The following is a 21,024-nucleotide window of genomic DNA, read 5'->3' as shown; positions in this document are numbered from 1 at the left end:
TTTCGATGGTCGTCATTTCAAATCGCCTTTGCGATCAGCAGATTGTGTCAATGGACTTGGGCGACGGCGCCCAGCACCTGGAAGTGCTCGACGATCGGCCCCAGCGCCAATGCGGGGAAGAATTGCAGGCCGCCCAGGATCAGGATCACCCCGATCAGCAGGCCGATGAACAGGCCGCCATGGGTGGGCAGGGTCCCGGTCGAGGGGGCCAGCTTGGGCTTGGCCGCCAGGGAGCCGGCCATGGCCAGCACCGCGACGATCGGCATGAACCGGCCCATGGCCATGGCGACGCCGAGCGTGGCGTCCCACCAGGGCGCGTTGGCCGTCAGGCCGGCGAAGGCCGAGCCGTTGTTGGCCGTCGCCGAGGTGTAGGCGTAGAGGATCTCCGACAGGCCGTGGGGGCCAGAGTGCATCAGCCCCTTCAGCGCCGTGGGCAGGACCGCGGCGATGGCCGAGAAGCCCAGGGTCGCCACCGGAATGGCCAGCACGGCGAGGATGGCGAGCTGCACCTCGCGGGCCTCGATCTTCTTGCCCAGGTATTCCGGCGTGCGGCCGACCATCAGGCCGGCGACGAACACCGACAGCACGGCCATGACCACCATGATGGCGATCCCCGAACCGATGCCGCCGGGCAGGATCTCGCCCAGGTGCATCAGGAACATCGCCATGCCGCCGCCCAGGGGCATCAGGCTGGAATGCATGCCGTTGACCGAGCCGTTCGAGGCCCCGGTGGTCATCGCCGCCCAGGCGGCGGTGGCCGGCGCGCCGAGGCGCACCTCCTTGCCCTCCATGTTGACCGAGGTGTCGACATGGGCGGCGACCAGGGCCGGCGCCGGCTGGGTCTCGGTGACGTAGATGATCCCCGCGCCCGCCGACAGCAGGAGGGTGGCGGCGATGACCAGGGCGCGAACGTCTTTCTTGGCCAGGACCGAGCGGCCGAAGGCGAAGAACGCCGCCCAGCCCAGCACGTTGATCGAAATCGCCGTGATCAGGTTGGTCAGCGGAGTCGGGTTTTCGAACGGATGGGCCGAGTTGGCGTTGAAGATGCCGCCGCCGTTGATGCCCAGTTGCTTGACGGCTTCCTGGCTGGCGACCGCGAACAGCGAGATCTTCTGATGCGCGCCTTCCAGGGTGGTGGCGTCGACGCTGGCGGTCAGGGTCTGCGGCAGGCCCAGGAACGCCAGGACCAGCGCCAGCGCGAAGCAGCACGGCAGCAGCACATAGAGCGTGGTGCGGACCAGGTCGGCCCAGAAATTGCCCACGCCCTCGCCGCGATTGGCGATGAAGGCCCGCGCCAGGGCCGCGGCGATGGTGGCGCCGGTGGCGGCCGAGACGAAGTTCTGCACCGTCAGGACCAGCATCTGGCTCAGCGTCGACATCGTCGTCTCGCCGCCATAGCTCTGCCAGTTGGTGTTGGTGACGAAGCTGACGGCCGTGTTGAACGACAGGTGTCCGGACAGGCCGGCGAAGCCCTGCGGGTTCAGCGGCAGCACGCCCTGCAGGCGCAGCACCGCATAGACCAGCACGAAGCCGACCAGGTTGAAGGCCAGCAGAGCCCCGGCATAGCCGAACCAGGTCTGGCTCTTCTTCGGATCGACCCCGCAGGCGGTGTAGAACAGGGCCTCGACGGGGCGCAGCACCGGGTCCAGCCAGGTGCGCTCCCCATTCCAGACGCGCGACATGTACGAGCCGAGCGGCCAGCCGATCGCGACCGCCAGGCCCAGCGTCAGGGCGATTTCCGCCCAACCTTGCCAATTCATGGAATGTGATCCGTCAGAACTTGTCGGGTCGCAGCAGGGCCACGACCATATAGGCCGCGACGACGATCGCCCCGGCTCCCCAAAGCGCGCTCACCAGCATGGTCATAGGCGCCTCAACGCAACGGCGAAGGCGGCGAAGGCCAGGAACAGCCCGCCGCCCAACGCCAAAAAGATGAAATCAGCCATCTTCGGCCTCCAGCTAACTTGGCCGGAAAAGACCATAGAGGCGCGTAAGGGCTCCATGCGGATGGGCCCGGTCGGCATAAGGGGAGCGTAAAGATCGGCGCGCGACGGGCGTGCGCGCCGGCGGCGTCGACCTACTTCGCCATCGCTCTGACGGCCGCGGTCACGGCTTGCGCGGCGTCTCGGTGGGCGGCCTGGGTGTCCCGGGCCTGGCTCGAGATCGCCTCGCCGACGGCCCGCTGGGCCGCCAGCATCGCGCTGCTGGCGGCGCTCATGGCGCGCGGGCGAACGGTCTCTCCGGCCACCTTGTCGGGAGCCGTCGCGCGGCCGATCGGCTTCTTGGCGTCGGTCGTCATGCTTGCGCTCCCTTCGAGGGTCCGAACTCACCGAGCGTGATCAATCCCGGAGCGTCCAGGCGAACCTGGGCGCGATACTGGCCCTGCTCCAGCGGAAAGGTGCAGGAGGCGCCGTCCTGGTCCATGCGGCCACGCACGATCGGAACGCTGGCCAGGAAGTCCTGGGCGGCGCGCAGATAGTCCTCGATGATCCGCCGCGCGGAGTCGCCGATCTCGCGCCGGAAAGCGGAATGCTCGACGACTTGCCACACCGCCACCGAGAGGCGTGGGAAACCCAAGGTCCTTCCCTGCCTCACCCAATCCTGGACGATGCGCCCGACCTCTCCGGGGCCGACGAGGCCGTCGACCCGCGGACAGTCGTGGGCTCCAAACAGCAGGGGCAGCAGGGCATTGACGGCGGCCGCGGCCGCGGCGGCGCGATCACTCGCCGTGGCCCCCACGAGGTCGAGCTTGTCAGCCAGCCGCAGATAGGTCCGATAATAGTCGACGAACTCCGGCGGGCTCTGCGCCTGAAGAACCGCGAACGCGGCCGCCTCCTTCGCCAACGGCGCCGGTATGGTCTTGGGATCGAGCGATCCCACCAAGCCGTGGAGCGCCGCGCGGGCCTCGAAATCAAGACACTGGAACACCGGCGCGCCGTCGACGCCGAGGTCCTTCAGCAGGGCGGCCCCCTGGTCCAGATCGGCGCTGTCGAGCAGTCCATGCGCGTCGAGCACCTTGCGAACCCGCGCCGCCAACCCGGGCGCGCCCGGATCCTGCTGGGCGTTGGCCAGCAGCCTCAGGTCGGACAGGCCAAGCGTCATCAGCTTGATCGGGCTGACCCGCAGGCCAAGGTTCGGCAGGAGGGCGAAGCCCGTGGCGTGCAGGCCCTCCTGAACACCCCCCACCAGCGCCGTCTCGTCGGCGAAGTCATAGCGTGACGCCGGATCGCCGATCGCCCAGCCCAGCCACTCGGCGCCACCGTCGACGAAGGCCAGAGACAGGCGTCCAAGTTCGGAGAGACTGCCTGGGTGCGGGACCGGGCGTCCGGCAAGGAAAACGCTCATGCTCTTCTCCCCCGCCCCGCGCCAGGCGACCTATGCCGCTGGCGCCGCGGCGACCGCCGCCAGTTGCTGCAGATTCTCCCGGGCCTGGGCCGCGTCTGCGCCGCCACCCGCGGCGATAGCCTGCAAAACGCTGATCGCCGCTTCCCCCTCGGCAAGCGCCGCGGCCGCCGTGGCGGCGGGCGATGGGGATGGAGCGGGCGGCGGATAGACGCTCGCCAGGATATCGGCGGGATTGACGCCGCCGACGCCGTGTTCCGCCGATCCCAGCAATCGGGCCACCGCCAGGGCCGTCGCGGCCTGGGCCACGATGTAGCCCTGTTGCTGGGCGTGGGTCGCGTTGTGGGCGGCGTTGGCCATGGCCTGCGCGGTGGCCTGATAGAGCGCGGCCGTCGCGAAGGCCGGACCCGAGCCCAGGACCTGGGTCCCGGCCTGGGTCACCGCGTCGGTGATCTGGCTATTGACCGTCGTCGGGAAAGCCATGTCGAAGCCCCTAGCCGCCCAGGATGTCTTTGGTCGTGACACCGGCGCTGGCGGTGTCGACCGAGTACAGGGTGGCGACGCCCATGGTGGTGGCGGCCTGGGCGGTGACGTAGCTCTGTTGCTGGGCGTTGGTCGCGTTGTGGGCGGCGTTGGCCAGGGCCTGGGCCGTGGCCTGATAGAGCATGTTCATGGCGATCGCCGGGCCGTCGCCCAGCACCTTGACGCCGGACTGCGAGATGGAATCGGTGATCTGATCGTTGACGGCCGTCGGGAACGCCATGGCTGGGCCTCGTTCTATCGCGTTCGCCGTCACGGCTCGGGACGAGCGGTGGACGCGAACCTCCGGTTGCGCGGCGGAGGTTAGGGTCGTCCGCGCTCGCGGATCAACAGATGATTTAGCGCACGCGGTTAATCGCCCATTTCGTGCGGCTCCGATCCAGGGCCGCTAGTCGATTTCGAACCGCATCCCGTCGTAAGCCGGCTCGACGCCTGGTGGAAGTTCCGCCGCCAAGGCGTTGAAATCCAGGTCGATATGCAGGTTGGTCAGGATCGCGCGACGCGGCTTGGCGCGGGCGATCCATTCCAGGGCCAGCTCCACATGGGCGTGGGTCGGGTGCGGGGTCCAGCGCAGGGCGTCGACGATCCAGACGTCCAGGTCGGCCAGGGCGGCCCAGCTCTCCTCGGGAAAGCCGATGGCGTCGGGGGTGTAGGCCACGCCGCCGAACCGGTAGCCGACGGCGCGAATCTCGCCGTGGTCGACGTCGAAGGTGGTCACCGGGATCGCGCCGCTGGGGCCCTCGACCCGCCAGCTCGCCCCGTGGTCGGGAATGGTGCGGGCCTCGCAGATCGCCGGATAGCCGCCCGTGCTCTCGAAGATGTAGCCGAACCGGCGCTCCAGGCTGACCCTCGTCGCGACGTCCATATGGGTCGGCACGCGCCGGCGGCTGTTGAGGAAGAACGGCCGCAGGTCGTCTATGCCATGGGCCTGGTCGGCATGGTCATGGGTGAACAGGCAGGCGTCCACCCGGCGGACGCCCGCCCCGACCGCCTGCAGGCGGAAGTCCGGCGCGGTGTCGACCACCACGGTGGTGTCCTGGACCGGATCGCCGCCGCCCGGCCGGCGGACCAGCAGCGAACAGCGGGTGCGCAGGTTCTTCGGTTCGGCCGGATCGCAGTCACCCCAGTTGCCGTCGGCGCGCGGCACGCCGCCCGAGGAGCCGGAGCCCAGGATGGTGAACTCCAGGCGGTCGCTCATGCCCGGGCGCTCGCGAGGCGCGGAATCCGATCGAACACGGCGAAGAAGGCGTCCTCGGTGCGCTGCTCGGCCTCGGCCCGGCTCCAGCCGCGGATCTCGGCCAGCTTGTCCAGGATGTGCGGCAGATAGGCCGGCTCGTTGCGCCGGCCACGCATCGGCACGGGAGCCAGATAGGGGCAGTCGGTTTCGAGGATGATCTTGTCGGCCGGCATGTCGGCGATGATGTCCCGCACCTCCTGCGCCTGCTTGAAGGTGGCGATGCCCGAGACCGAGAACCAGGCTCCCAGCGCCGCCATCCGCTTGGCCAGCTCCGGACCGCTGGTGTAGCAGTGCATCAGGATCTTGAACGGCCCCTTGGCGTGCTCCTCCTCGAGGATGTCGCCCATCACCTGGTCGGCCTCGCGGGTATGGACCACCAGCGGCAGGCCGGTCTGGCGCGCCGCCGCCACGTGGGCGCGGAACACCTGCGCCTGCACGTCGCGCGGGCTGAGGTCGTAGTGGAAGTCGAGCCCGGTCTCGCCGATGCCGATCACCTTGGGCCGGGCCGCCAGCTCGACCAGGCGTTCGGTGGTGAGGTCGGCGTGGTCCTTGGCCTCGTGCGGGTGGGCCCCCACCGTGCACCAGATGTCGGCCTGCGCCATGGCGATGGCGTGGACCGCCTCGAAGGACGGGATCTTGTCGCAGATGGTCACCATCAGTTCGATCCCGGCCGCGCGGGCGCGGTCGATCACCGCGTCGCGGTCCTCGTCATACTGATGGGCGTGCAGGTTTACGTGACTGTCGATGAGCATGCGGTCAGATCGCCGCTCTGGCGGCGGCGCGCAAGTCCATGATCGCGGTCCAGAACACGTCGGCCCGGTCCAGATTGATGGCCTCGGCCTCGCCCGGGGCGCGCATGATCCGCTCCCAGGCCGCCACCCAGCGGTCGAGCCCCGCCGGGGTGCGGTCGCCGGCCATGCCGGTGGCCATGGCGTGGATCTGGTCGCCCAGCCGGTCGAACAGCAGCTCGAACCGCGCCGCGCCCTCGGCGCCCTTGAAGGTGTCGGCCATCGCCAGCAGCGCGCCCTCGTCGAGGTCGGGCAGCTTGCGGAGGATCTCGCCGGCCGCGTCGTCAGCCGCCAGGGCCCCGGCGGCGGCCAGTTGCAGCGCCCTGCCCGGCGCGCCCTTGGCCATGCGGGCCAGGCGGTCGGCGTCGTGCGACGACACCCCGGCCCGTTCCTCGACCATGGTCGCGGCGACCGACAGCGGCGGGGCGGGCGCCACCAGGCGGCGGCAGCGCGAGCGGATGGTCGGCAGCAGCCGGCCGGGCGAATGGCTGACCAGCAGGATCACGCCCCGGGCCGGCGGCTCCTCAAGAGTCTTCAGTACGGCGTTGGCGGCGTTGACGTTCAGGTCGTCGGCGGCGTCGATGATCGCCACCCGATATGGCGAGACGGCGGGCGAATTGGCGAAGAAGGCCGGCAGTTGGCGGGCCTCGTCCACGGGGATCGACTTGCGAGCCTTGCCGTCGTCCGTTTCGCGCTCCAGCACCATCAGGTCGGGGTGCGAACGGGCCGCGACCTGGCGGCTGACAAAATCGGTCGGCGACGCGCCCAGGGGCCCGAACGCCGGATCGGGCCTGGCGCCCAGCAGCCGCCGCGCCATGCGGTAGGCCAGGGTCGCCTTGCCGACGCCCTCGGGGCCGGTCAGCAGCCAGGCATGGTGCAGGCGGCCGCGATCCAGGGCGTCGAGGAACGCCAGCTCGGCGTTCTCGACGCCGTCGATGCGGAAGACGTCGCGCGGATGCGGAGGGGCGTCCACGGCTAGAGGCCCAGCCGCGCGGCGACCACGTCCCAGACCGCCGCCGTCACCGCATCGAGGTCGGCGTCGGCGTCGATCACCGCGCAGCGCTCGGGCTCTCGGCGGGCGATCTCCAGATAGCCGGCCCGCAGCCGTTCATGGAACGCCAGGCCCTTGGATTCGAAGCGCGCCTCGCCGCCCCGGGCCGTGGCGCGCGCCAGGCCGACCTCGGCGGGCAGGTCGAACACCAGGGTCAGGTGCGGGATGGTGCCGCCCAGCACATGGTCTTCCAGCGCCGCGATCAGGGCGGCCGGGGCGTCGCCGCCCGCGCCCTGATAGGCCCTGGTGCTGTCGGCGAAGCGGTCGCACAGCACCACGGCCCCGCGATCCAGGGCCGGGCGGATCACCCGCTCCACGTGGTCGCGGCGCGAGGCGTACATCAGCAGGGTTTCGGTGATCGGCGACCAGCGGTCGGCCGCGCCGTTGACCAGCAGGTCGCGGATCGCCTCGGCGCCCTCGCTGCCGCCCGGCTCGCGGGTCAGCACCACGTCGGCGCCGTCCGCCTTCAGGCGGTCGGCCAGGCGGCGGATCTGGGTGGACTTTCCAGCCCCCTCGCCGCCCTCGAAGCTGATGAATGTTCCGCTGGTCACCGGCTTCAATTCGGCCGGAACGCCCGTCTTGTCCAGACCCGTTTGGGCCCCAGCCTAGGGACGAAGCACCGTGGCGTCGGAAAAGCCCAGGGCGGCGACGCGATCGCGCACGCCGAAGGCTTCGCCCTCGTCGGGTCCGGCGTTGACGACCACGCGATAGAGGACGCCCTGGCCGCGCTCGACGGACTCGATCGAGGCCTGGCCGGCGCCGCTCAACTGGGCCGCGGCGCGCTCGGCGTTGTCGCGGTTGGCGAAGGAGCCGGCCTGGACGCGATAGCTGGCCGCCACCGGGGCCGGCGGCGCATCGACCACCGGCGCGGGCGGGTTGTAGTCCGGCTCGGCCATCTTCGGTGGCGGCGGATCATCGTAGGCCGGCTGGGCCGGCGGCAGGCCCGTGGCATAGGCGCGGGCCTTGGGTGGCGGCGCGTAGCGCGGTTCGGGCGGCGGCGGAGCCGAGGCGATGATTCGCCGCTCGTCGAAGGGCGTCTTGCCGGCCGGACCGACATAGCGGACCCGGACGCGGGCGACGCCGCTGCGCTGATAGCCCAGCTGGTCGGCGGCGGCCTTCGACAGGTCGATGATCCGGCCGTCGACGAACGGTCCCCGGTCGTTGACCCGCACCTTCAGCTTGCGGCCGTTGTCCAGATTGGTGACCTCGACGATGCTGGGCAGCGGCAGAGTCTTGTGGGCCGCCGACGGCAGGTCCATGTCGAAAATCTCGCCGTTGGCCGTGCGGCGATTGTGGAACTGCTCGCCGTACCACGAGCCGATTCCCTTCTCGTCATAGTTCGGATCGGCCTTGGGATAGTACCATATCCCCCTGATCTGATAGGGCTTTTCGGTGCCGCGCAAACCCTTGGTCGATCCGGGCGCCGGCGGACCGGAATAGGGTTTCGAGGTCGAGGACTGTTGGGGCTTGTAGATCGGCAGGCGCGGCTCGGGCGTGGCGCAGGCGACCAGGCCCGCGCAGCCGAGCGCCGTCACGGCCATGCCGCGCAGCAGACGCATCTCGCCTCGCGCTTCGCGTCCCATGCCTCACCAGCTCCCGGCGGACCACCCGCTGGCGTCGAAAGTGGTTCAGGAGGCTTGAGGTCTGGTTAATCAAAGGTGCGACCAAACGGACTGGAGCCGGCGCGCGACCGCTGATATAGCCACCCGCTCCGGGCAGGTGGCCGAGTGGTTTAAGGCAGCGGTCTTGAAAACCGCCGTGGGTGAAAGTCCACCGTGGGTTCGAATCCCACCCTGCCCGCCAACACCCTGTTGCACGCTGTAGCAGGTTGCGCGCCGAACCCCCGTCAGACAAATAATTCCGGCGTCTCGCTGTGGCTGCGTATCGCACCTTGTAGCAGGCTAACTTAGGGCTCGTCTTAGGGCGGGGCTTAGGGTGGCGAGGGCGGATGCAGGGCCGTAGGTTTCCTGTACGTTCTTCCGGTGGAAACCATGGCTCGACAGATCAACCGACTGACGGCGACCGAGGTCAAGGCCCTCTCGGAGCCAGGGATGCACGCCGATGGTGCCGGGCTCTATCTGCGCATCGATCAAACGTCGGGTCGCCGATGGGTCTTCGTGTTCTTCCATGGCGGCAAGCGACGAGAGATGGGGCTGGGGTCCGCATCGACCGTGGACCTGAAGGTTGCCCGCCGCGCAGCCGACGCCGCTCGCCTGCTTGTCGCCGCCGGCCGAGATCCAATCGCTGAGCGCAAACTGGACGCCGCGAGCGCCGTGACCTTTGGCGAAATGGCCGAACAGGTGATCAGTGACCTTGAGCCGGGGTGGAAAAACCCGAAGGCCGGGCCGCAATGGCGTGCCAGCCTCAAGCAGCACGCCGCCGTGCTGACCAAGATGCCAGTCGCCGCCGTTGATGAGGTCGCCGTTCTACGCGTCCTGCAACCGATCTGGCAGACCATCCCTGAGACGGCCACCAGGGTCAGGGCTCGGATCGAGCGGATCTTGGACATCGCCCGCATCCGAGGCCTCAGAACCGGCGAGAACCCGGCGCGCTGGAAAGGCCACCTGCAGATCATCATGGCCAAGCAGGCGCGCGTCAGGGGTCACCACAAGGCTCTGGCCTATGAGGGCGTCCCGGCCTTCATGGTTCGCCTGCGAGACCGCCAGGCGATGGCCGCTCGCGCCCTGGAGTTCACGATCCTCGCCGCGACCCGCACCACAGAGACCCGCGAGGCGACATGGGCGGAGATCGATGGCGATGTCTGGACCATCCCGGCGGAGCGCATGAAGGCCAAGAAGCCGCATCGTGTGCCGCTCACCCCACGCATGGTCGAAATTCTGGATGAGGTTCGACCGCTTAAGGCCGCGGCGGACCTGATTTTTCCAGGCGATCAGCGTATCGAGCCACTGTCGCGCATGGCGATGGCGATGCTGCTTCGGCGCATGGAAGTTCCTGTCACAGTCCACGGATTCCGCTCGGCTTTCCGGGATTGGGCTGGAGACTGCACGCCCCATCCGCGCGAGGTTGTCGAGGAGGCCTTGGCGCACACGGTCGGCAGCTCAGTGGAACGGGCCTATCGGCGCAGGGACGCCCTGGCCAAGCGGCGGGAATTGATGGAGGCCTGGGCGACCTATTGCGCTACCCCGCCGAACGCGAACGTGATCCCGTTCAAGCAAGCCTAGGGCTTGGCTTTCTCGCGGCGCTTGATCTCGGCCTCGACCGCTTCCTGGAGGAACGCGGTTTGGGTCTCGCCGACGCGCAACAGCAGCTTGATCCGGTCCTTGGTCCCCGCAGGAAACCGGCCCGGCATCTTGTCGAAATTGAGCTTCGTGCGTCCCACGGAGCGGCGTGTACCGGATTCCTCGATGGTCATCAATTTCTGATATCCAAAACGCTTGACGCCAAAGTGATATCAGATATTTATGTGATATCAGCTTTAAAGGCAACCGACATGACCACCTCCACTCCCAAGCACGGCCAGACGGTCGTCTTCTCCAAGGTCCCCGCCGGGTCGTACTGCTCGACCGGCGTCGCCTACCGGGTCGATCGCAAGGACAACAAGGGCGCGTTCCGGTTCGAGAACGTCGAGCGGGGCTCGGCGACCTATGACCAGCCCTGGGCGGTTAAGTCGGCTCAGTGGGAGATCGCAGCATGAGCACCAAGAGCAAAGACGTTGGCCGCGAGATCGCCCGGCTCGCCCTTGCCGACGCGCGCTACGACACTGACATGCTGGAGGAGGTCTTGGCCTACTGCTGGGACCAACTCTGCTGGCGCAAAACCGACGCCGATCTGATCGCCCTACGCGATGGTCTGAGCGTGGAGGGTTAGATGGCCTGGATACCAGTCGATAGCACCACACCGACCGACACCTACCTCATCGTCTACAGCGACGGCCTGAGGTGGCGCGGAATGAATGGCCTGGCCATCGCTTACCTGCACAGCGACTTCAACGGCAATAAGGGTGTCTGGACGCTGGACGGCCGATGCGGCCCCATCGCTCGCGGCGAACAGATCCCTACGAAATGGGACTACCTGCCCGCACCACCCGCCTAACCCCTCTCGCCAGAACAGGAGTTTCTGACATGACCAAGACCATTCGGGATTTCCTCGTCGAGACCTTCGGCGACAGCGCCCTCGAAATCGACGGCCTGGACGACGTCGGCGGCTTCCCCTTCTACGGTGTGAACCTGACCTTGAACGGCTCCGGCGGCCTCTACGTGCAGGCGGGCGGTGAGTGCCTCATGACCTTCGAACGCCGTATTTCGGAGTTCGGATCGAAGGCGCGTCCGGTCTATCTGAAGCGATGCACCCAGGCACGCGACGCCGGTCAGCGCACGCGAGACGCTGCGCATCGTAAGGCTCAGAACGACCGTGAGGGTATGACGGCCGACGATTGGAAGGACTTCCACGCCTTCACCCCTCACAGCCGCCTTCGCCTTTTCCAAAGCGCCTGATTTCTAGGAGAGCACCATGCGGATCGCCATTACCGCCGAAGAACACGCCAAGCTGATCCGCCTCTCGGTCGATCACGGCCCCGTTGCGACCAGCTTTGGCGACCCGCGCGGAACTGCCCTGTCCCGCAACGCCAAGGGCGAACTGGAAAGCCCATGGGTCCTGCCGTTCCTCGCTGAATGGCGCGGTTACACCGTCAGCGATGGCGCCGGCATCTGACTTTCCGCTTTTCCCCTGGGTTCGCGCCCGGGGGATGAGACGAACGCCAGAATCCCCCTCTCCATTGGAAGGTAAACGTGCGTAATGTCTGATCTTTTGGCCTTCCAGAGCCAGCCCAGCGCGGACGCAAGCGCGCTCGCACCGACCATGGATGAGTCCTGGATGGTCGTGGCGATCACGACCGGCGGCGATTGCATCGTCCTCAGCTATCGCAACCTCGGAGACTTCATCGACGGTCTGTTCGGCGAGGATAGCGGTCTGGAGGTTCCGAACGGGACCGGTCCCGGCATCTTCGCGGTGCGCAACTGCGTCGTCTACGGCAACCCCGACGAGGAGGAGCGCGAGCCCACCATGATCGAGGGCCAGTGGGTCAAACTGCGCGACCTGTCGCCGGCTGTGTTGCGGAAGGACCAAACTCCTCTGAGCGAAGCGGCCCTGACCTACGTCAAGGCGTCGCAGGCGCTCGATGCTGACTATCGGCGGAGGGGTGCCAAGGCTTCGGAGCACCAGCCGTTCGAGATCGCCGAGCAGCAAGCCCGAGAGGCGCTGTATCGGGCCGCCACCCCCTTCCAACAGGAGACCTTGTGATGGACGAAGAAATCTTCATCCGAGTGTACCGCCTGCCGCCCAAGCTGACGAACGGCTTCTGCTTCGACGGCGGCAACCCGATCGAGTTCTTGAACGTCGATTGGTTCGGCGTTCCTGGCAGCGTGGCCCCGCCGTCGCGCGATGAACTGGCGACGATGATCCGGTCCAAGATCTACTACGATCCGAGCGCCAAGTTCCTCGTGCTGGACACGCGACCGGGCGAGACCTTCGTCATCGATCCGGCGGTGGCGTGATGAGCGAGATCACCAGCAACAGCGAGGCGCAATCGTGGTCGGAGATCTCCGGCCATGCCGAACAGACCGTCACCGGCTCGTGGACCTATCGCGGCTGGACGATCAGCCTTGAGCCCGATGGCCAGTGGCACGCGTTCAGCGCCAACTACGACGCCAGCTACGAAGGGCCGGAGGACGGGTGGGTCGACAACGGCGAGAAGGTTTCCGGCTCCACGATCAAGGACGCCTGCGACGAGATCGACGCCTTCATCGAGAGCACGGAGGCCTCGTGATGCTGTCCAAAGAGACGAACGCCTTCATCCGCAACATCGGCCTGCGACCCGAAACGATCCGGGCGCTGAGTGACATGCGCTACTCCGACGATGTCGAGATGCTGGTGAAGATCGCCTTCGCTCGCGGTCGGACCGCCGCCGTGTCTACCCCGACGAGCGGCGCAACGCGGTTGATCGCGGCCATGCGGACCACAACCAGCATTGTCAGCCTGCCTTCGGGAGCTGACGGCGCGAAGATCGTCGTCGAGATGGATGAGGAAACGAGCCTCTACGACATCCTCAGCGCCGCATGGGACGAGGCCCGCGCTGCCGTCGCCCATAAGGAGGCCTGAAATGGCCGCTCTGACCTACTTCGAGCCTCGCAACGGTCGTCCCGGCAAGCGCTGGCGTTACCTCGTTCAAGAGGATGACGCCGCCGCTCCAATGGTGTTCGATGGCGGATGGTACTTCACCAGCCGCGTCGAGGCCGCCGAGCATTGCCGGCGCCTTGAGCGATCCAGCGGAGGCCGTTACTCACTCACCGACCGAGCCCGCACCAAGAAGGCCCGCTGACCATGGAGTACATGGAAAGCAAGATGCAGGACTTCTACGACGGGTGGGACGCCAGGATGGAGGAGTGCGCGGCGAAGACCTGCGGATGCCCGGTCGGTCACTGCGACGTCGATGAAGCCGGCCGCAAGCCGCGTGAGGTCTTCGCCGCGGACCTCGATGGCGACCTTCCCTTTTTCGCCCCTCCTGCTGCTGTAAAGGAAGAGCCATGAGCGCCAGCTACGACGCCCACGGAGCTATGCTCTTCGCCCGCCGGGCTCACGCTACCCAGGTCCGCAAGTACACCGGCAATCCCTACGCCGACCATCTTGCCGAGGTCGCGGGCATCGTGGCGACCGTGGCGCCGTTCGGGTCGATGAGCCTTATGACGGCGGTGGCCTGGCTGCACGACTGCGTTGAGGACTGCGGTGTTGATCCTGCGGAGATCAAGAGCTTGTTTGGAGCTGAGGTGGCTCAAGGTGTCGTCGCTTTGTCGGACATGGAGACCGGCAACCGAGCCGAACGTAAGGCCGCCAGTTGCGCCCGCCTTGCCGCCGCCGATGGTTGGATCCAGACCATCAAGTGCGCCGATCTGATCAGCAACACCTCGTCGATCGTCATGCACGATCCGAAGTTTGCCGTGACCTACCTTGCCGAGAAGCGGGCGCTGCTGGCAGTGCTCACGAAGGCTGACGGACGCCTGCATTCCCTGGCGTCGGCGATGACCAGCTCCACCGTGTGAACCGCCCATGATCCACGACCGACTTTATGGATCGTCAGGCGGGGTTTTGGCTTTCACAAAGTGGCGAGATTGGCTCCGAGGACGGTAGTCGAAACCGCATCCATTCGGGCGCTCGCCTGAGACCAGCCGCCCGGCGCTCTTCCACTTGAGCTACCTCGTGTCAGTAAGGAGCGGCCCCTGGACGCTGTCACCGGATTTCCGGTTACCTGCGTTTGCTCCAGCGCTTGCCGCCCCTCCGTCCCCGCACCGTAGGCTTGCGCCTCGTCTTCTGCGACTAGGCAGAGGACTTGGGCACGGGGAGAACTAACGCCCAGCGATCAACCCGGGCGGCCTCCGGAGAGGTCTTAGGTGCTGCGCCGAGCCGAGGCGGGATTCGAACCCGGGACCTCAACCACCTTGCGGCGACCGCGCTCTACCTGCTGAGCTAACCCGGAACGACGCAGCCAAACGAGCATAGCCTATCTCTCTGGAACATCTAGGCTTTCGTGTTAGAATTTGGGGATGGAAGATCACCCGACCGCAGCGGAATTTCGGCAGACCGGCTTTTCCGCCGACGCCGTCAATCACCCGCATTCTGCCGCCGGGTTTCGCTGGCTGTGCAGGTTCAACGGCATATCGCCCGAGAAGGCCCCGAGAACATGGCGCTACGCGTCGTGCGCAGGGATGCAAGCCTACATTCAGCGAAGAGCCGAGGAAGATGATCAACTGGAAAAACCTGGAGCCATTGCCGCTCAAGCGGAATGACCACGACGGACGAGAACGCCTAGCTGCAGCTTCGTTCGCCAAGAAGTGCGCCAAGCACAAGGGCCGCGCTCACTGGTATGCCTGGCAAAAGCGGCAGGCCGCGAAGATCAAGGCCGTCGCAGTTCGCCAGACGACAGCGAACAAGGCTTCTGCCCGCTCCCGGTTTCTGGCTGCGTCACGGGCCTATTGGTCAGGCCTGGCCGACGAGCACCCCTGAAACGCAGAAACAGCCCCGCCGCATCCCGAAGGAGCGGCGGAGCTGTTGGTCGCTCAAGCCTGGACCATGTCGTCGGCGTCAACAACATGGTCGGCGAGCGGTCAGGGCGTCGGGTCTGGCGCCTTGATGGTCTTGCTGTGGAGATCGGCCTGACGGCGGTACCAGTCGCGCCAGGCTACAGCTTCAGCTTTCCAGGAATAGGCGGTCCCTGCGAACTCGACGTCGTCGGCGACAAGCGCGGAGAGCGGTACTCCGGAATCGGCTTGGACAGGTCCACCGGCGCCGCTGGGAAGGCCGGGCAGACCAGAGAAGGCGTGGTCGTGCAGGCGCAGAGCGCCAGAACCGACGATGCAAGCACGATCGCTTTCAACAGGGACATATTCGATCACCTTTTCGATCTGCAGTTTGGTCCGGTATTGGATCTCGACCTTCGTGGCCGTCAGCGTCTCGCCGACTTCCGCGGTGATGGCTTGACCGGCCTTCTCGACCTTGGCGACGCGCTGGACGGCCTCGGCGACCCGCTGGGCCTCAGCGGCCAACGTGTCAGCCTTCCCGGCCCTGTAGCCCTCCGCGCGGACAGCGAAGAGCATTCCAGCGACGACGAGAGCGACGCAGACCCAGCGGCCGATGGGGGATTTGAGGAAGGCCCATGCGGCAGCGAGTAGAGCAATCACGGCCGGGCTCCGAACACGATGTCCAGCATCACACGCCACATGATGATCGGGATCAGGAACGAGGGCATCACGCACCGCCGCGGTAGATGGCGGCCTCGGCGGCGCGGCGCTTGGTCAGGCCCGCGAGCGACTTTCCGGCCTGCTTGTCCCAGCGGGCGAACTGCAGGGCCGCGTCGGCATAGTCGCCGGCCTTGTGCATCCGCAGGAGGGTGGAGGTTTTCAGCCCTCCGTCGCCATACCCGACATTGTAGGCGAAGCTGACCAAGGCGTCATACTGATCCTGGGTCGTCGGCGCAGAGCCGAGAAGTGCGGACACCTGACCGCCGAACCGCGCCAGGTCGCGCGCGAACCGCTCATCGGCTTGCACCTGGGTCCACTTCATGCCCATGCGGATGTCAGGTCCGGTCGATCCCCAGCCCAGCGTCGGACGATCATTCGGAGTCGGCATGTACGCCTTGAGGCGGCACTTCTCGTAGCCCTGGATGAAGGTGATGATCTTTGGCGACGGAGTCATGGCTTAGCCTCCTCAACGGCCGGGACCGGAGATGCCGCGACGCTAGGCGGCGAGGCGGCGGGGTCCTCGGAACTCGGCTTCTTGTTGCCCCACCGAGCGCCGGTGTAGAGGCCGAGCGCTCCGCCGACCGTTCCAGACACCAGGGCCGCGAAGATCGGCAGGTTGGCCTGCGGAATGGTGACGTAGACGAGGGCCAAGCCGGCGCCGCCCAGCATCAGAAGGCAGGCGCAGACCACGATCGCGTCGAGGGTGCGGTAGTCACGGGTCATCGACCGTACCCTTCGCGGGCCGCTTGGCGCTCTTCCGTCGCTGTCAGGCGTCGGTCGATCCGGTCCAGCGTGGTCAGCATCGACGTTGTCCGCTCATCGAGCCGGGCGATGGTCTCTCCGGCTGAAGCGCTGGCCCCAAGTTTCTGCTCGACCTGCGACACCCGCGTATCGATCCGAGCCCCCCACCAGACGATTCCTGCGGTTTGAACAAGCAGGGCGAACAGCAGGGCGGCTGCGCCCCACTCGATGCGACGTTCGCCGCGCCGAAGCTCCGACATGATGGGTTGTGCGGTTTCGGCGACCATGGCAGCTCCAGGCAAGAAAAAGCCCGCCGGTGAGGGCGGGCTGAATGAAGGTTTGTGGTGGTAGAAGGCTGGGCGGCCAGACTCGGAACCTAGGCCGCCTCTGAGCGACGAGCGACCCAGCCTAAATCTACAAGCCGGTCAGCGATGAGGTGGGCGACTAGGCCGTTAGCGATCAAGTTGTTGTGGATCGCGTCGCAGCGCAACGAGGCCGGGATAATGCCGCCCTCGATATCACGCTCGTCGCGGCGGGTCGGTGCGATGCCGGCCAGGCGCAGACCATTAACGATCAGGTGGCCCTGGGTGTCGAGGAAGCGGTCGCCAGCCAGGTCGCGGAGACGGTCGTCGATGGCTTCGCAGAGATCGAAGCTGGAAGTGCCGCGCCGCCGCGTTTTCGTCATCGGGATGACGAACAACCGGTCGTGGCCAAGGAGGTCAAACGCCGCTGCGTAGTCATCCGCGATCTTATCGGGTCCGACGCTGTAGCAACAGCGACCCATGCTGAAGAAGGCGATGCCTGGCAATAGGTCCGGCCGGGATCGCATCATCTCCAGGGTGGCGTCCGTAGATGCTCCGGCTTTTCCGGTGTTTCGCAGGTCGGCGTCAATGAGACCGCTTAGGATCGGCGGAATGTAGCCGTTGCCCGGCGGTCCGTCCCAGAAGCTATCGCCCCAAAAGGTGATCATACCTCACTCTACCATACCAAGAATCTGGGGGGAAGCTAAGCTGCCTTGAACTTGATCCCGTCCAAGGCGGTTCGGGTAGCGTTCAGGGCCGATTGCGCGATGATCTGGCCGGCGCTGTCGACATACAACGACACACTCGCTCCCACACCGAATGTTTGCCAGGGGCCGACGGTGTTTGCCGGATGGAAACCCGTCGGAAGGGTTCCGATGACGGTTCCTGACGTCGTGGTGCCGTTTTTCATCGTGCCGACCAAGTGAACCCAGCCCTCGGCGTCCTTGAAATAGGCGGGCGCCTGCCAGGCCGGATCGAAGGCGACCCAACTCGCGGCGAGCGTCAACAGGGTCAGCGGAACCGTCACGCTATCGCAACCGTCGGCCGATTTCAGCGCGCTCGCCGTGTCGCTAAGCGTGCCTTTCCAGCGGTCCAGACGCATCGATGGCGAGGTGAACCCGCCCGCCACCTTCATGGTCTCGCCTTCACCGCCGCCGGAGCGTGTAAAGCCGGCGCAGAGGTTGGTACCCGCCCCCAGCCAAGTCAGGTTGAAGGTCGCGCCCGCTCCGGTTCCGCCTGAGAACGACGCGGGGTTGCTCGGGCGATCCCACCAGTCGCCACCGCGGGTAACGGTGACGGTGGCGATGACGCCAGCAGGCGCGGTCGCCACCGTCACCTGAGGCGCGACGCCACCCCTACCGCTGGTCAGCGACAGGACGTCACCAACGGTATATCCAGCACCTCCTGAGGCCACCGCCGCCGCCTGCAACACACCGGAATCGTCCACGCGCGAGGTCTCGCCGGTGCAGTCGATCAGTGCCACATTGGCGCTGCGGAAGACGTGCAGGTCAACGTCATCATTGTCGGTTGCGTCGAATCCGAACGCTTTACTGCCATCACTTCCGCTGTCGATTGAGAGACCGCGCGTCTTATTCGAGGCGCCCGAGCCGCCATAAATGCGGCAATCAGGAGAGTTATAGATGGCCAAGCCATCACCGTTAGAGGCCGTGCCATTACCATCGTACCGGCCGCCAAACTGGCGATAGCGGTTGCAACCACTGATCTGCTTGCCGGGGCCTAGGACATTGCTGCCACAAGACGGGCTATGGCTCTCACAGTCGTCGCTATTGAGGATGGCGATGCCGCCACCGCTGGACAGGGTCGCGGCGTTGCCGTTGGCGGTGATGTTGTAGTCGCGGAAGCCGTCGCAGTTGTCGACCAGAAGACCGAACCGGCGGGTATTGGTGTATATACTGTTGCTGTCGCTAGCCCCCGCTTGGTCGGCGACCACAAGTCCATCGCCACACTCAAAGGTCAGGTTGCTGTCGAAGCGTCCGCCAACGCCGCTGGAAACCGAGAAGGCTGCGCCGACAGGATCGCCAAGATAGGTGCCGTACCAACCACTGCCGCCCACGTTGGTGATGGTCGGCCGGTCGCAGTTCTCCAGCCTGATCCCAGCATGGGCACCAGACAGGGCGTTCCCGGCCGGGTTGCCATCGGTCGAGAAGCCCGAGAAGCTGAGGTCGTCGACGCCGCTTGCATAGAACATCCAGTTGTTCGATCCACTGGGGCGCGTGAGATTGCATTTTTGGCTGCCTGGCCCAGTGACCGAGGTCTCGTTGAGGGTGATATTTACGAAACCGCAGATCCAGTTAGCGCCGTCAGGTAGGCGGACGATTTTTGCCTGATCGACTGCGGCCTGGACAGCCGCCGTGATGTCGTTGCCGACGATCAACGACGCATACGGCTCCATCATGATGTCGGCGTAGAGGACCCGCTGAGCGCCGAGCGACACCAGGTTGATCGCCGGATTGAACGGGTCGATGTCTCGGATCGTCGTGCCGCCGGGCTCCGACTTGATGACCAGGCGGTAGGACAGGTCGGAGTTGTAGTAGACGTTCGGCATCCGGCCCGAGGCGTCGGCGACCACCGGCTGGGTCAGCGGCGTGGTCAGGGCCGCGTCGGCGTAGACCGGCGTCGGCGTCGTCGTGCCGCTGAGATAGAAGTAGAACGCGGCCCCAGAGACCGGATTGGCGTTGCTGTCCAACTGCTGAACCAGCGGTTGGGTCATGAGTTGACCAGCCAAGGGCGGGCTCCACGAAAAAAGGCCCGCCGGAGAACCGGGGGCCTTGCTGATGTTCTGAAAAGTGGGCTCCAGGTCAGTCCGCGCTGAACCCTGTTCGCCTAGTCTGGCTTGGTGTATGCTCGCGTCATGCGATCAAACTCAGAAGCGCTGCCCGTCATCGACGCGGAATATGAAGAGATCAGCCCCAAGCGCCGCGAGCGCTGGCGCCAGCCGTATCATCCCCTGCCCCGGCTCATCGCCTTCGCGCCCTGCCTTTTGGCGATCTGGGTCACGGCGATGTTTGCGCTTCAGGCCGACGAGCCGGCCATGAGGGTGGTCGCCGTGATCATTGCCGCCTTCCAGTGGCCCATCCATCGCCTTTCGGACTGGTTCTGGAAGTCCCTTCACCAGCGGGTTTCGCAAGAGGCCGCCGACGATCTGCGCGAGCGGATCATTGGCCGCCGGCACGAGCTGTAGGCGCAGCGATCCGCTTGGCCTTTTGATCCTCGACGTATTCGCGCGACTTCTCCGACGCGATCGACACGGCTTCGGCGAGGGCCACCAGATGGCGGTTGTTCTTGGCGGCGGCATTCAGCCGGCCGATCGCCGACGACAGCGCGGCCGGCGTTCGCGCTGAGCTGATATTGGCGATCCAGCGCACGACAGCGGGGTTGGTCATCGCCTCACCGGACAGGGCCATCGAACCCAGAACCTTCCAGGCTACTGGATTGAAGGCTTGGCTGAGCGACACGGCGTTTTGCACGTTCACGCCGGAATTTGACATGTTCGCGCCCTTCTCCACGGCCTTGATCCGGGTCGCGACGCGCTGCAGGTTTTCCAGTTCGGCACGAAGCGGACCCTTGCCGAACAGCACGTCCTTGCCCCCAGGTGAAAGCCCTTCCAGGCCAGTCACGAACTTGTGGATCGAGAACGCTTCGCCATCGGCCCCGCCAAGACGCTGGACGGCCGATGCGGCGACGTCGCTCCACTCGTGAGGCTGGAGCGACTTCTTCAAAGCCGACAAGCGGGCAAGATCTGCCCCGCCCTTGTCGCTCGCAGCCCGAACGACGACATCATAGGTAGACTCGCCGGCCTTGGGTGCGCCCTTGCCCACGAAGCTCTGGAGAGCGCCGTTAATGCGCTGCGAGCCGAGGCGATAGAAGCGGTCCGCGCGCTGCAGGTTGGTCTTGGCCTGCGGTCCGGCCAGGCGCTCGGCGTTGTTATAGATGTCCGTGGTCAGAGAGCTTTCGAGGCGCTGCAGGTCGGCTTGGGAAATGCCCTGGCGCATGCTCTAGGCTCTGCCCACGGAAGCTCGAAGCTCACCGAGGAGCAGGCACGCGATATCCTTTCTAAACGCCTTGGGCGCCGCGCCTTTGCGCGCATGTATGGGGTATCGCGCATCACCTGCCTTCAAATTCAAACGGGCAAGATATGGCGGCACCTCATCCCCGCCGGCCGCGCGGCTCTGGACCAGCAGGGAGGGCGGGATGGCGCTTGAACGCTACGCCCTGGAGCTCCGAGGACCGGATCGCTTCGACCTCGTCCACT

General features: G+C 66.3%; 34 protein-coding genes and 1 tRNA gene. 16 read left to right on the top strand and 19 right to left on the bottom strand.

Annotated elements, in window-relative coordinates:
• Positions 1-47: 47 nt before the first annotated feature.
• The 11 genes from kdpA to PMI01_RS10565 form a co-directional block, all read right to left on the bottom strand.
• Positions 48-1,760, bottom strand: coding sequence for a potassium-transporting ATPase subunit KdpA (kdpA, locus tag PMI01_RS10610; RefSeq protein WP_007667945.1), 1,713 nt, complete (start codon positions 1,758-1,760; stop codon positions 48-50).
• 13 nt (positions 1,761-1,773) lie between these two features.
• Positions 1,774-1,866, bottom strand: coding sequence for a potassium-transporting ATPase subunit F (locus tag PMI01_RS27070; RefSeq protein WP_007667944.1), 93 nt, complete (start codon positions 1,864-1,866; stop codon positions 1,774-1,776).
• A 211-nt stretch (positions 1,867-2,077) separates the two neighbouring features.
• Entirely contained in the window at positions 2,078-2,299 is a 222-nt protein-coding gene (locus PMI01_RS10605) for a hypothetical protein (protein ID WP_007667943.1), read from the bottom strand.
• On the bottom strand, positions 2,296-3,345 hold the full coding sequence (locus PMI01_RS10600; RefSeq protein ID WP_007667942.1) for a hypothetical protein: 1,050 nt from the start codon (positions 3,343-3,345) through the stop codon (positions 2,296-2,298). The genes PMI01_RS10605 and PMI01_RS10600 overlap by 4 nt, the downstream gene beginning before the upstream one ends.
• 30 nt (positions 3,346-3,375) lie before the next feature.
• Positions 3,376-3,825, bottom strand: a complete 450-nt coding sequence (locus tag PMI01_RS26690; protein ID WP_007667941.1) for a RebB family R body protein — start codon at positions 3,823-3,825, stop codon at positions 3,376-3,378.
• A gap of 10 nt (positions 3,826-3,835) precedes the next feature.
• On the bottom strand, positions 3,836-4,105 hold the full coding sequence (locus PMI01_RS10590; protein WP_007667940.1) for a RebB family R body protein: 270 nt from the start codon (positions 4,103-4,105) through the stop codon (positions 3,836-3,838).
• 165 nt (positions 4,106-4,270) lie between these two features.
• Positions 4,271-5,080: an MBL fold metallo-hydrolase gene (locus PMI01_RS10585; protein ID WP_007667939.1), complete on the bottom strand. Its 810-nt coding sequence runs from the start codon at positions 5,078-5,080 to the stop codon at positions 4,271-4,273.
• Positions 5,077-5,871 carry a TatD family hydrolase gene (locus PMI01_RS10580; RefSeq protein WP_007667938.1) on the bottom strand — a complete coding sequence of 265 codons (795 nt, stop codon included), beginning with the start codon at positions 5,869-5,871 and terminating at the stop codon, positions 5,077-5,079. The genes PMI01_RS10585 and PMI01_RS10580 overlap by 4 nt, the downstream gene beginning before the upstream one ends.
• A 4-nt stretch (positions 5,872-5,875) precedes the next feature.
• The gene (locus PMI01_RS10575; protein WP_007667936.1) at positions 5,876-6,880 is read right to left on the bottom strand and encodes a DNA polymerase III subunit delta'; all 1,005 of its coding nucleotides are present in this window, start codon (positions 6,878-6,880) and stop codon (positions 5,876-5,878) included.
• A gap of 2 nt (positions 6,881-6,882) precedes the next feature.
• A complete protein-coding gene (tmk, locus tag PMI01_RS10570) occupies positions 6,883-7,509 on the bottom strand; it encodes a dTMP kinase (RefSeq protein WP_007667934.1) in 627 nt (208 codons plus the stop codon).
• 54 nt (positions 7,510-7,563) lie between these two features.
• Entirely contained in the window at positions 7,564-8,517 is a 954-nt protein-coding gene (locus tag PMI01_RS10565; protein WP_238537039.1) for a septal ring lytic transglycosylase RlpA family protein, read from the bottom strand.
• A gap of 154 nt (positions 8,518-8,671) precedes the next feature.
• Here PMI01_RS10565 and PMI01_RS10560 point away from each other — a divergent pair.
• Both PMI01_RS10560 and PMI01_RS10555 read left to right on the top strand, forming a co-directional pair.
• Positions 8,672-8,761, top strand: a tRNA-Ser gene (locus PMI01_RS10560).
• Positions 8,762-8,949: 188 nt separating this feature from the next.
• Positions 8,950-10,140, top strand: a complete 1,191-nt coding sequence (locus PMI01_RS10555; protein WP_035035732.1) for a tyrosine-type recombinase/integrase — start codon at positions 8,950-8,952, stop codon at positions 10,138-10,140.
• Here PMI01_RS10555 and PMI01_RS10550 read toward each other — a convergent pair.
• Positions 10,137-10,331: a hypothetical protein gene (locus PMI01_RS10550; RefSeq protein ID WP_007667928.1), complete on the bottom strand. Its 195-nt coding sequence runs from the start codon at positions 10,329-10,331 to the stop codon at positions 10,137-10,139. The two genes, PMI01_RS10555 and PMI01_RS10550, sit on opposite strands and share 4 nt — an antisense overlap.
• A 78-nt stretch (positions 10,332-10,409) precedes the next feature.
• Between PMI01_RS10550 and PMI01_RS10545 the strand changes: the two genes are divergently transcribed.
• The 13 genes from PMI01_RS10545 to PMI01_RS27060 all read left to right on the top strand — a co-directional run bounded on the left by PMI01_RS10545 (position 10,410) and on the right by PMI01_RS27060 (position 14,974).
• Positions 10,410-10,613, top strand: a complete 204-nt coding sequence (locus tag PMI01_RS10545) for a hypothetical protein (RefSeq protein ID WP_007667926.1) — start codon at positions 10,410-10,412, stop codon at positions 10,611-10,613.
• Entirely contained in the window at positions 10,610-10,786 is a 177-nt protein-coding gene (locus PMI01_RS27065; RefSeq protein ID WP_007667924.1) for a hypothetical protein, read from the top strand. Before PMI01_RS10545 ends, PMI01_RS27065 begins: the two co-directional genes overlap by 4 nt.
• The gene (locus PMI01_RS10540) at positions 10,787-11,011 is read left to right on the top strand and encodes a hypothetical protein (protein ID WP_007667917.1); all 225 of its coding nucleotides are present in this window, start codon (positions 10,787-10,789) and stop codon (positions 11,009-11,011) included.
• A gap of 29 nt (positions 11,012-11,040) precedes the next feature.
• Entirely contained in the window at positions 11,041-11,412 is a 372-nt protein-coding gene (locus PMI01_RS10535; protein WP_007667915.1) for a hypothetical protein, read from the top strand.
• Between the two features lie 16 nt (positions 11,413-11,428).
• Positions 11,429-11,629: a hypothetical protein gene (locus PMI01_RS10530; protein ID WP_007667908.1), complete on the top strand. Its 201-nt coding sequence runs from the start codon at positions 11,429-11,431 to the stop codon at positions 11,627-11,629.
• An 84-nt stretch (positions 11,630-11,713) separates the two neighbouring features.
• On the top strand, positions 11,714-12,217 hold the full coding sequence (locus PMI01_RS10525) for a hypothetical protein (RefSeq protein ID WP_157223739.1): 504 nt from the start codon (positions 11,714-11,716) through the stop codon (positions 12,215-12,217).
• Positions 12,217-12,471, top strand: a complete 255-nt coding sequence (locus tag PMI01_RS10520; RefSeq protein ID WP_007667904.1) for a hypothetical protein — start codon at positions 12,217-12,219, stop codon at positions 12,469-12,471. The genes PMI01_RS10525 and PMI01_RS10520 overlap by 1 nt, the downstream gene beginning before the upstream one ends.
• A complete protein-coding gene (locus tag PMI01_RS10515; RefSeq protein ID WP_007667898.1) occupies positions 12,471-12,743 on the top strand; it encodes a hypothetical protein in 273 nt (90 codons plus the stop codon). The genes PMI01_RS10520 and PMI01_RS10515 overlap by 1 nt, the downstream gene beginning before the upstream one ends.
• Positions 12,743-13,075 carry a hypothetical protein gene (locus tag PMI01_RS10510; protein WP_007667897.1) on the top strand — a complete coding sequence of 111 codons (333 nt, stop codon included), beginning with the start codon at positions 12,743-12,745 and terminating at the stop codon, positions 13,073-13,075. The genes PMI01_RS10515 and PMI01_RS10510 overlap by 1 nt, the downstream gene beginning before the upstream one ends.
• Before the next feature lies 1 nt (position 13,076).
• The gene (locus PMI01_RS10505) at positions 13,077-13,295 is read left to right on the top strand and encodes a hypothetical protein (RefSeq protein ID WP_007667896.1); all 219 of its coding nucleotides are present in this window, start codon (positions 13,077-13,079) and stop codon (positions 13,293-13,295) included.
• A 23-nt stretch (positions 13,296-13,318) separates the two neighbouring features.
• Complete coding sequence (locus PMI01_RS10500) at positions 13,319-13,504, top strand: hypothetical protein (protein WP_157223738.1); 186 nt, start codon at positions 13,319-13,321, stop codon at positions 13,502-13,504.
• The gene (locus tag PMI01_RS10495) at positions 13,501-14,013 is read left to right on the top strand and encodes an HD domain-containing protein (protein WP_007667894.1); all 513 of its coding nucleotides are present in this window, start codon (positions 13,501-13,503) and stop codon (positions 14,011-14,013) included. Before PMI01_RS10500 ends, PMI01_RS10495 begins: the two co-directional genes overlap by 4 nt.
• A 697-nt stretch (positions 14,014-14,710) precedes the next feature.
• A complete protein-coding gene (locus tag PMI01_RS27060) occupies positions 14,711-14,974 on the top strand; it encodes a hypothetical protein (protein WP_157223737.1) in 264 nt (87 codons plus the stop codon).
• A gap of 101 nt (positions 14,975-15,075) precedes the next feature.
• On the opposite strand, the gene PMI01_RS10485 is transcribed toward PMI01_RS27060, so the two are convergent.
• From PMI01_RS10485 to PMI01_RS10460, 6 genes are all read right to left on the bottom strand, one after another.
• A complete protein-coding gene (locus tag PMI01_RS10485) occupies positions 15,076-15,648 on the bottom strand; it encodes a hypothetical protein (RefSeq protein WP_007667893.1) in 573 nt (190 codons plus the stop codon).
• A 67-nt stretch (positions 15,649-15,715) separates the two neighbouring features.
• Positions 15,716-16,162 carry a lysozyme gene (locus PMI01_RS10480; RefSeq protein WP_007667891.1) on the bottom strand — a complete coding sequence of 149 codons (447 nt, stop codon included), beginning with the start codon at positions 16,160-16,162 and terminating at the stop codon, positions 15,716-15,718.
• Positions 16,159-16,431, bottom strand: a complete 273-nt coding sequence (locus PMI01_RS10475; protein WP_007667890.1) for a hypothetical protein — start codon at positions 16,429-16,431, stop codon at positions 16,159-16,161. Before PMI01_RS10475 ends, PMI01_RS10480 begins: the two co-directional genes overlap by 4 nt.
• A complete protein-coding gene (locus PMI01_RS10470; protein ID WP_007667888.1) occupies positions 16,428-16,736 on the bottom strand; it encodes a hypothetical protein in 309 nt (102 codons plus the stop codon). The genes PMI01_RS10475 and PMI01_RS10470 overlap by 4 nt, the downstream gene beginning before the upstream one ends.
• Positions 16,737-16,825: 89 nt before the next feature.
• Complete coding sequence (locus tag PMI01_RS10465) at positions 16,826-17,419, bottom strand: hypothetical protein (protein WP_007667885.1); 594 nt, start codon at positions 17,417-17,419, stop codon at positions 16,826-16,828.
• 35 nt (positions 17,420-17,454) lie between these two features.
• Positions 17,455-19,482 (bottom strand): hypothetical protein, encoded by a 2,028-nt coding sequence (locus PMI01_RS10460; protein ID WP_035035729.1) that lies wholly within the window; start codon positions 19,480-19,482, stop codon positions 17,455-17,457.
• A 123-nt stretch (positions 19,483-19,605) separates the two neighbouring features.
• Between PMI01_RS10460 and PMI01_RS10455 the strand changes: the two genes are divergently transcribed.
• Positions 19,606-19,953: a hypothetical protein gene (locus PMI01_RS10455; RefSeq protein WP_157223736.1), complete on the top strand. Its 348-nt coding sequence runs from the start codon at positions 19,606-19,608 to the stop codon at positions 19,951-19,953.
• On the opposite strand, the gene PMI01_RS10450 is transcribed toward PMI01_RS10455, so the two are convergent.
• Complete coding sequence (locus PMI01_RS10450; protein WP_007667876.1) at positions 19,928-20,764, bottom strand: hypothetical protein; 837 nt, start codon at positions 20,762-20,764, stop codon at positions 19,928-19,930. The two genes, PMI01_RS10455 and PMI01_RS10450, sit on opposite strands and share 26 nt — an antisense overlap.
• Positions 20,765-21,024 lie beyond the last annotated feature (260 nt).

This window comes from Caulobacter sp. AP07 (genome assembly GCF_000281955.1).
Taxonomy (GTDB): domain Bacteria; phylum Pseudomonadota; class Alphaproteobacteria; order Caulobacterales; family Caulobacteraceae; genus Caulobacter.
The sequence above is the reverse complement of the archived record's forward strand: the minus strand, read 5'-3'. Positions and strand labels throughout refer to the sequence as shown.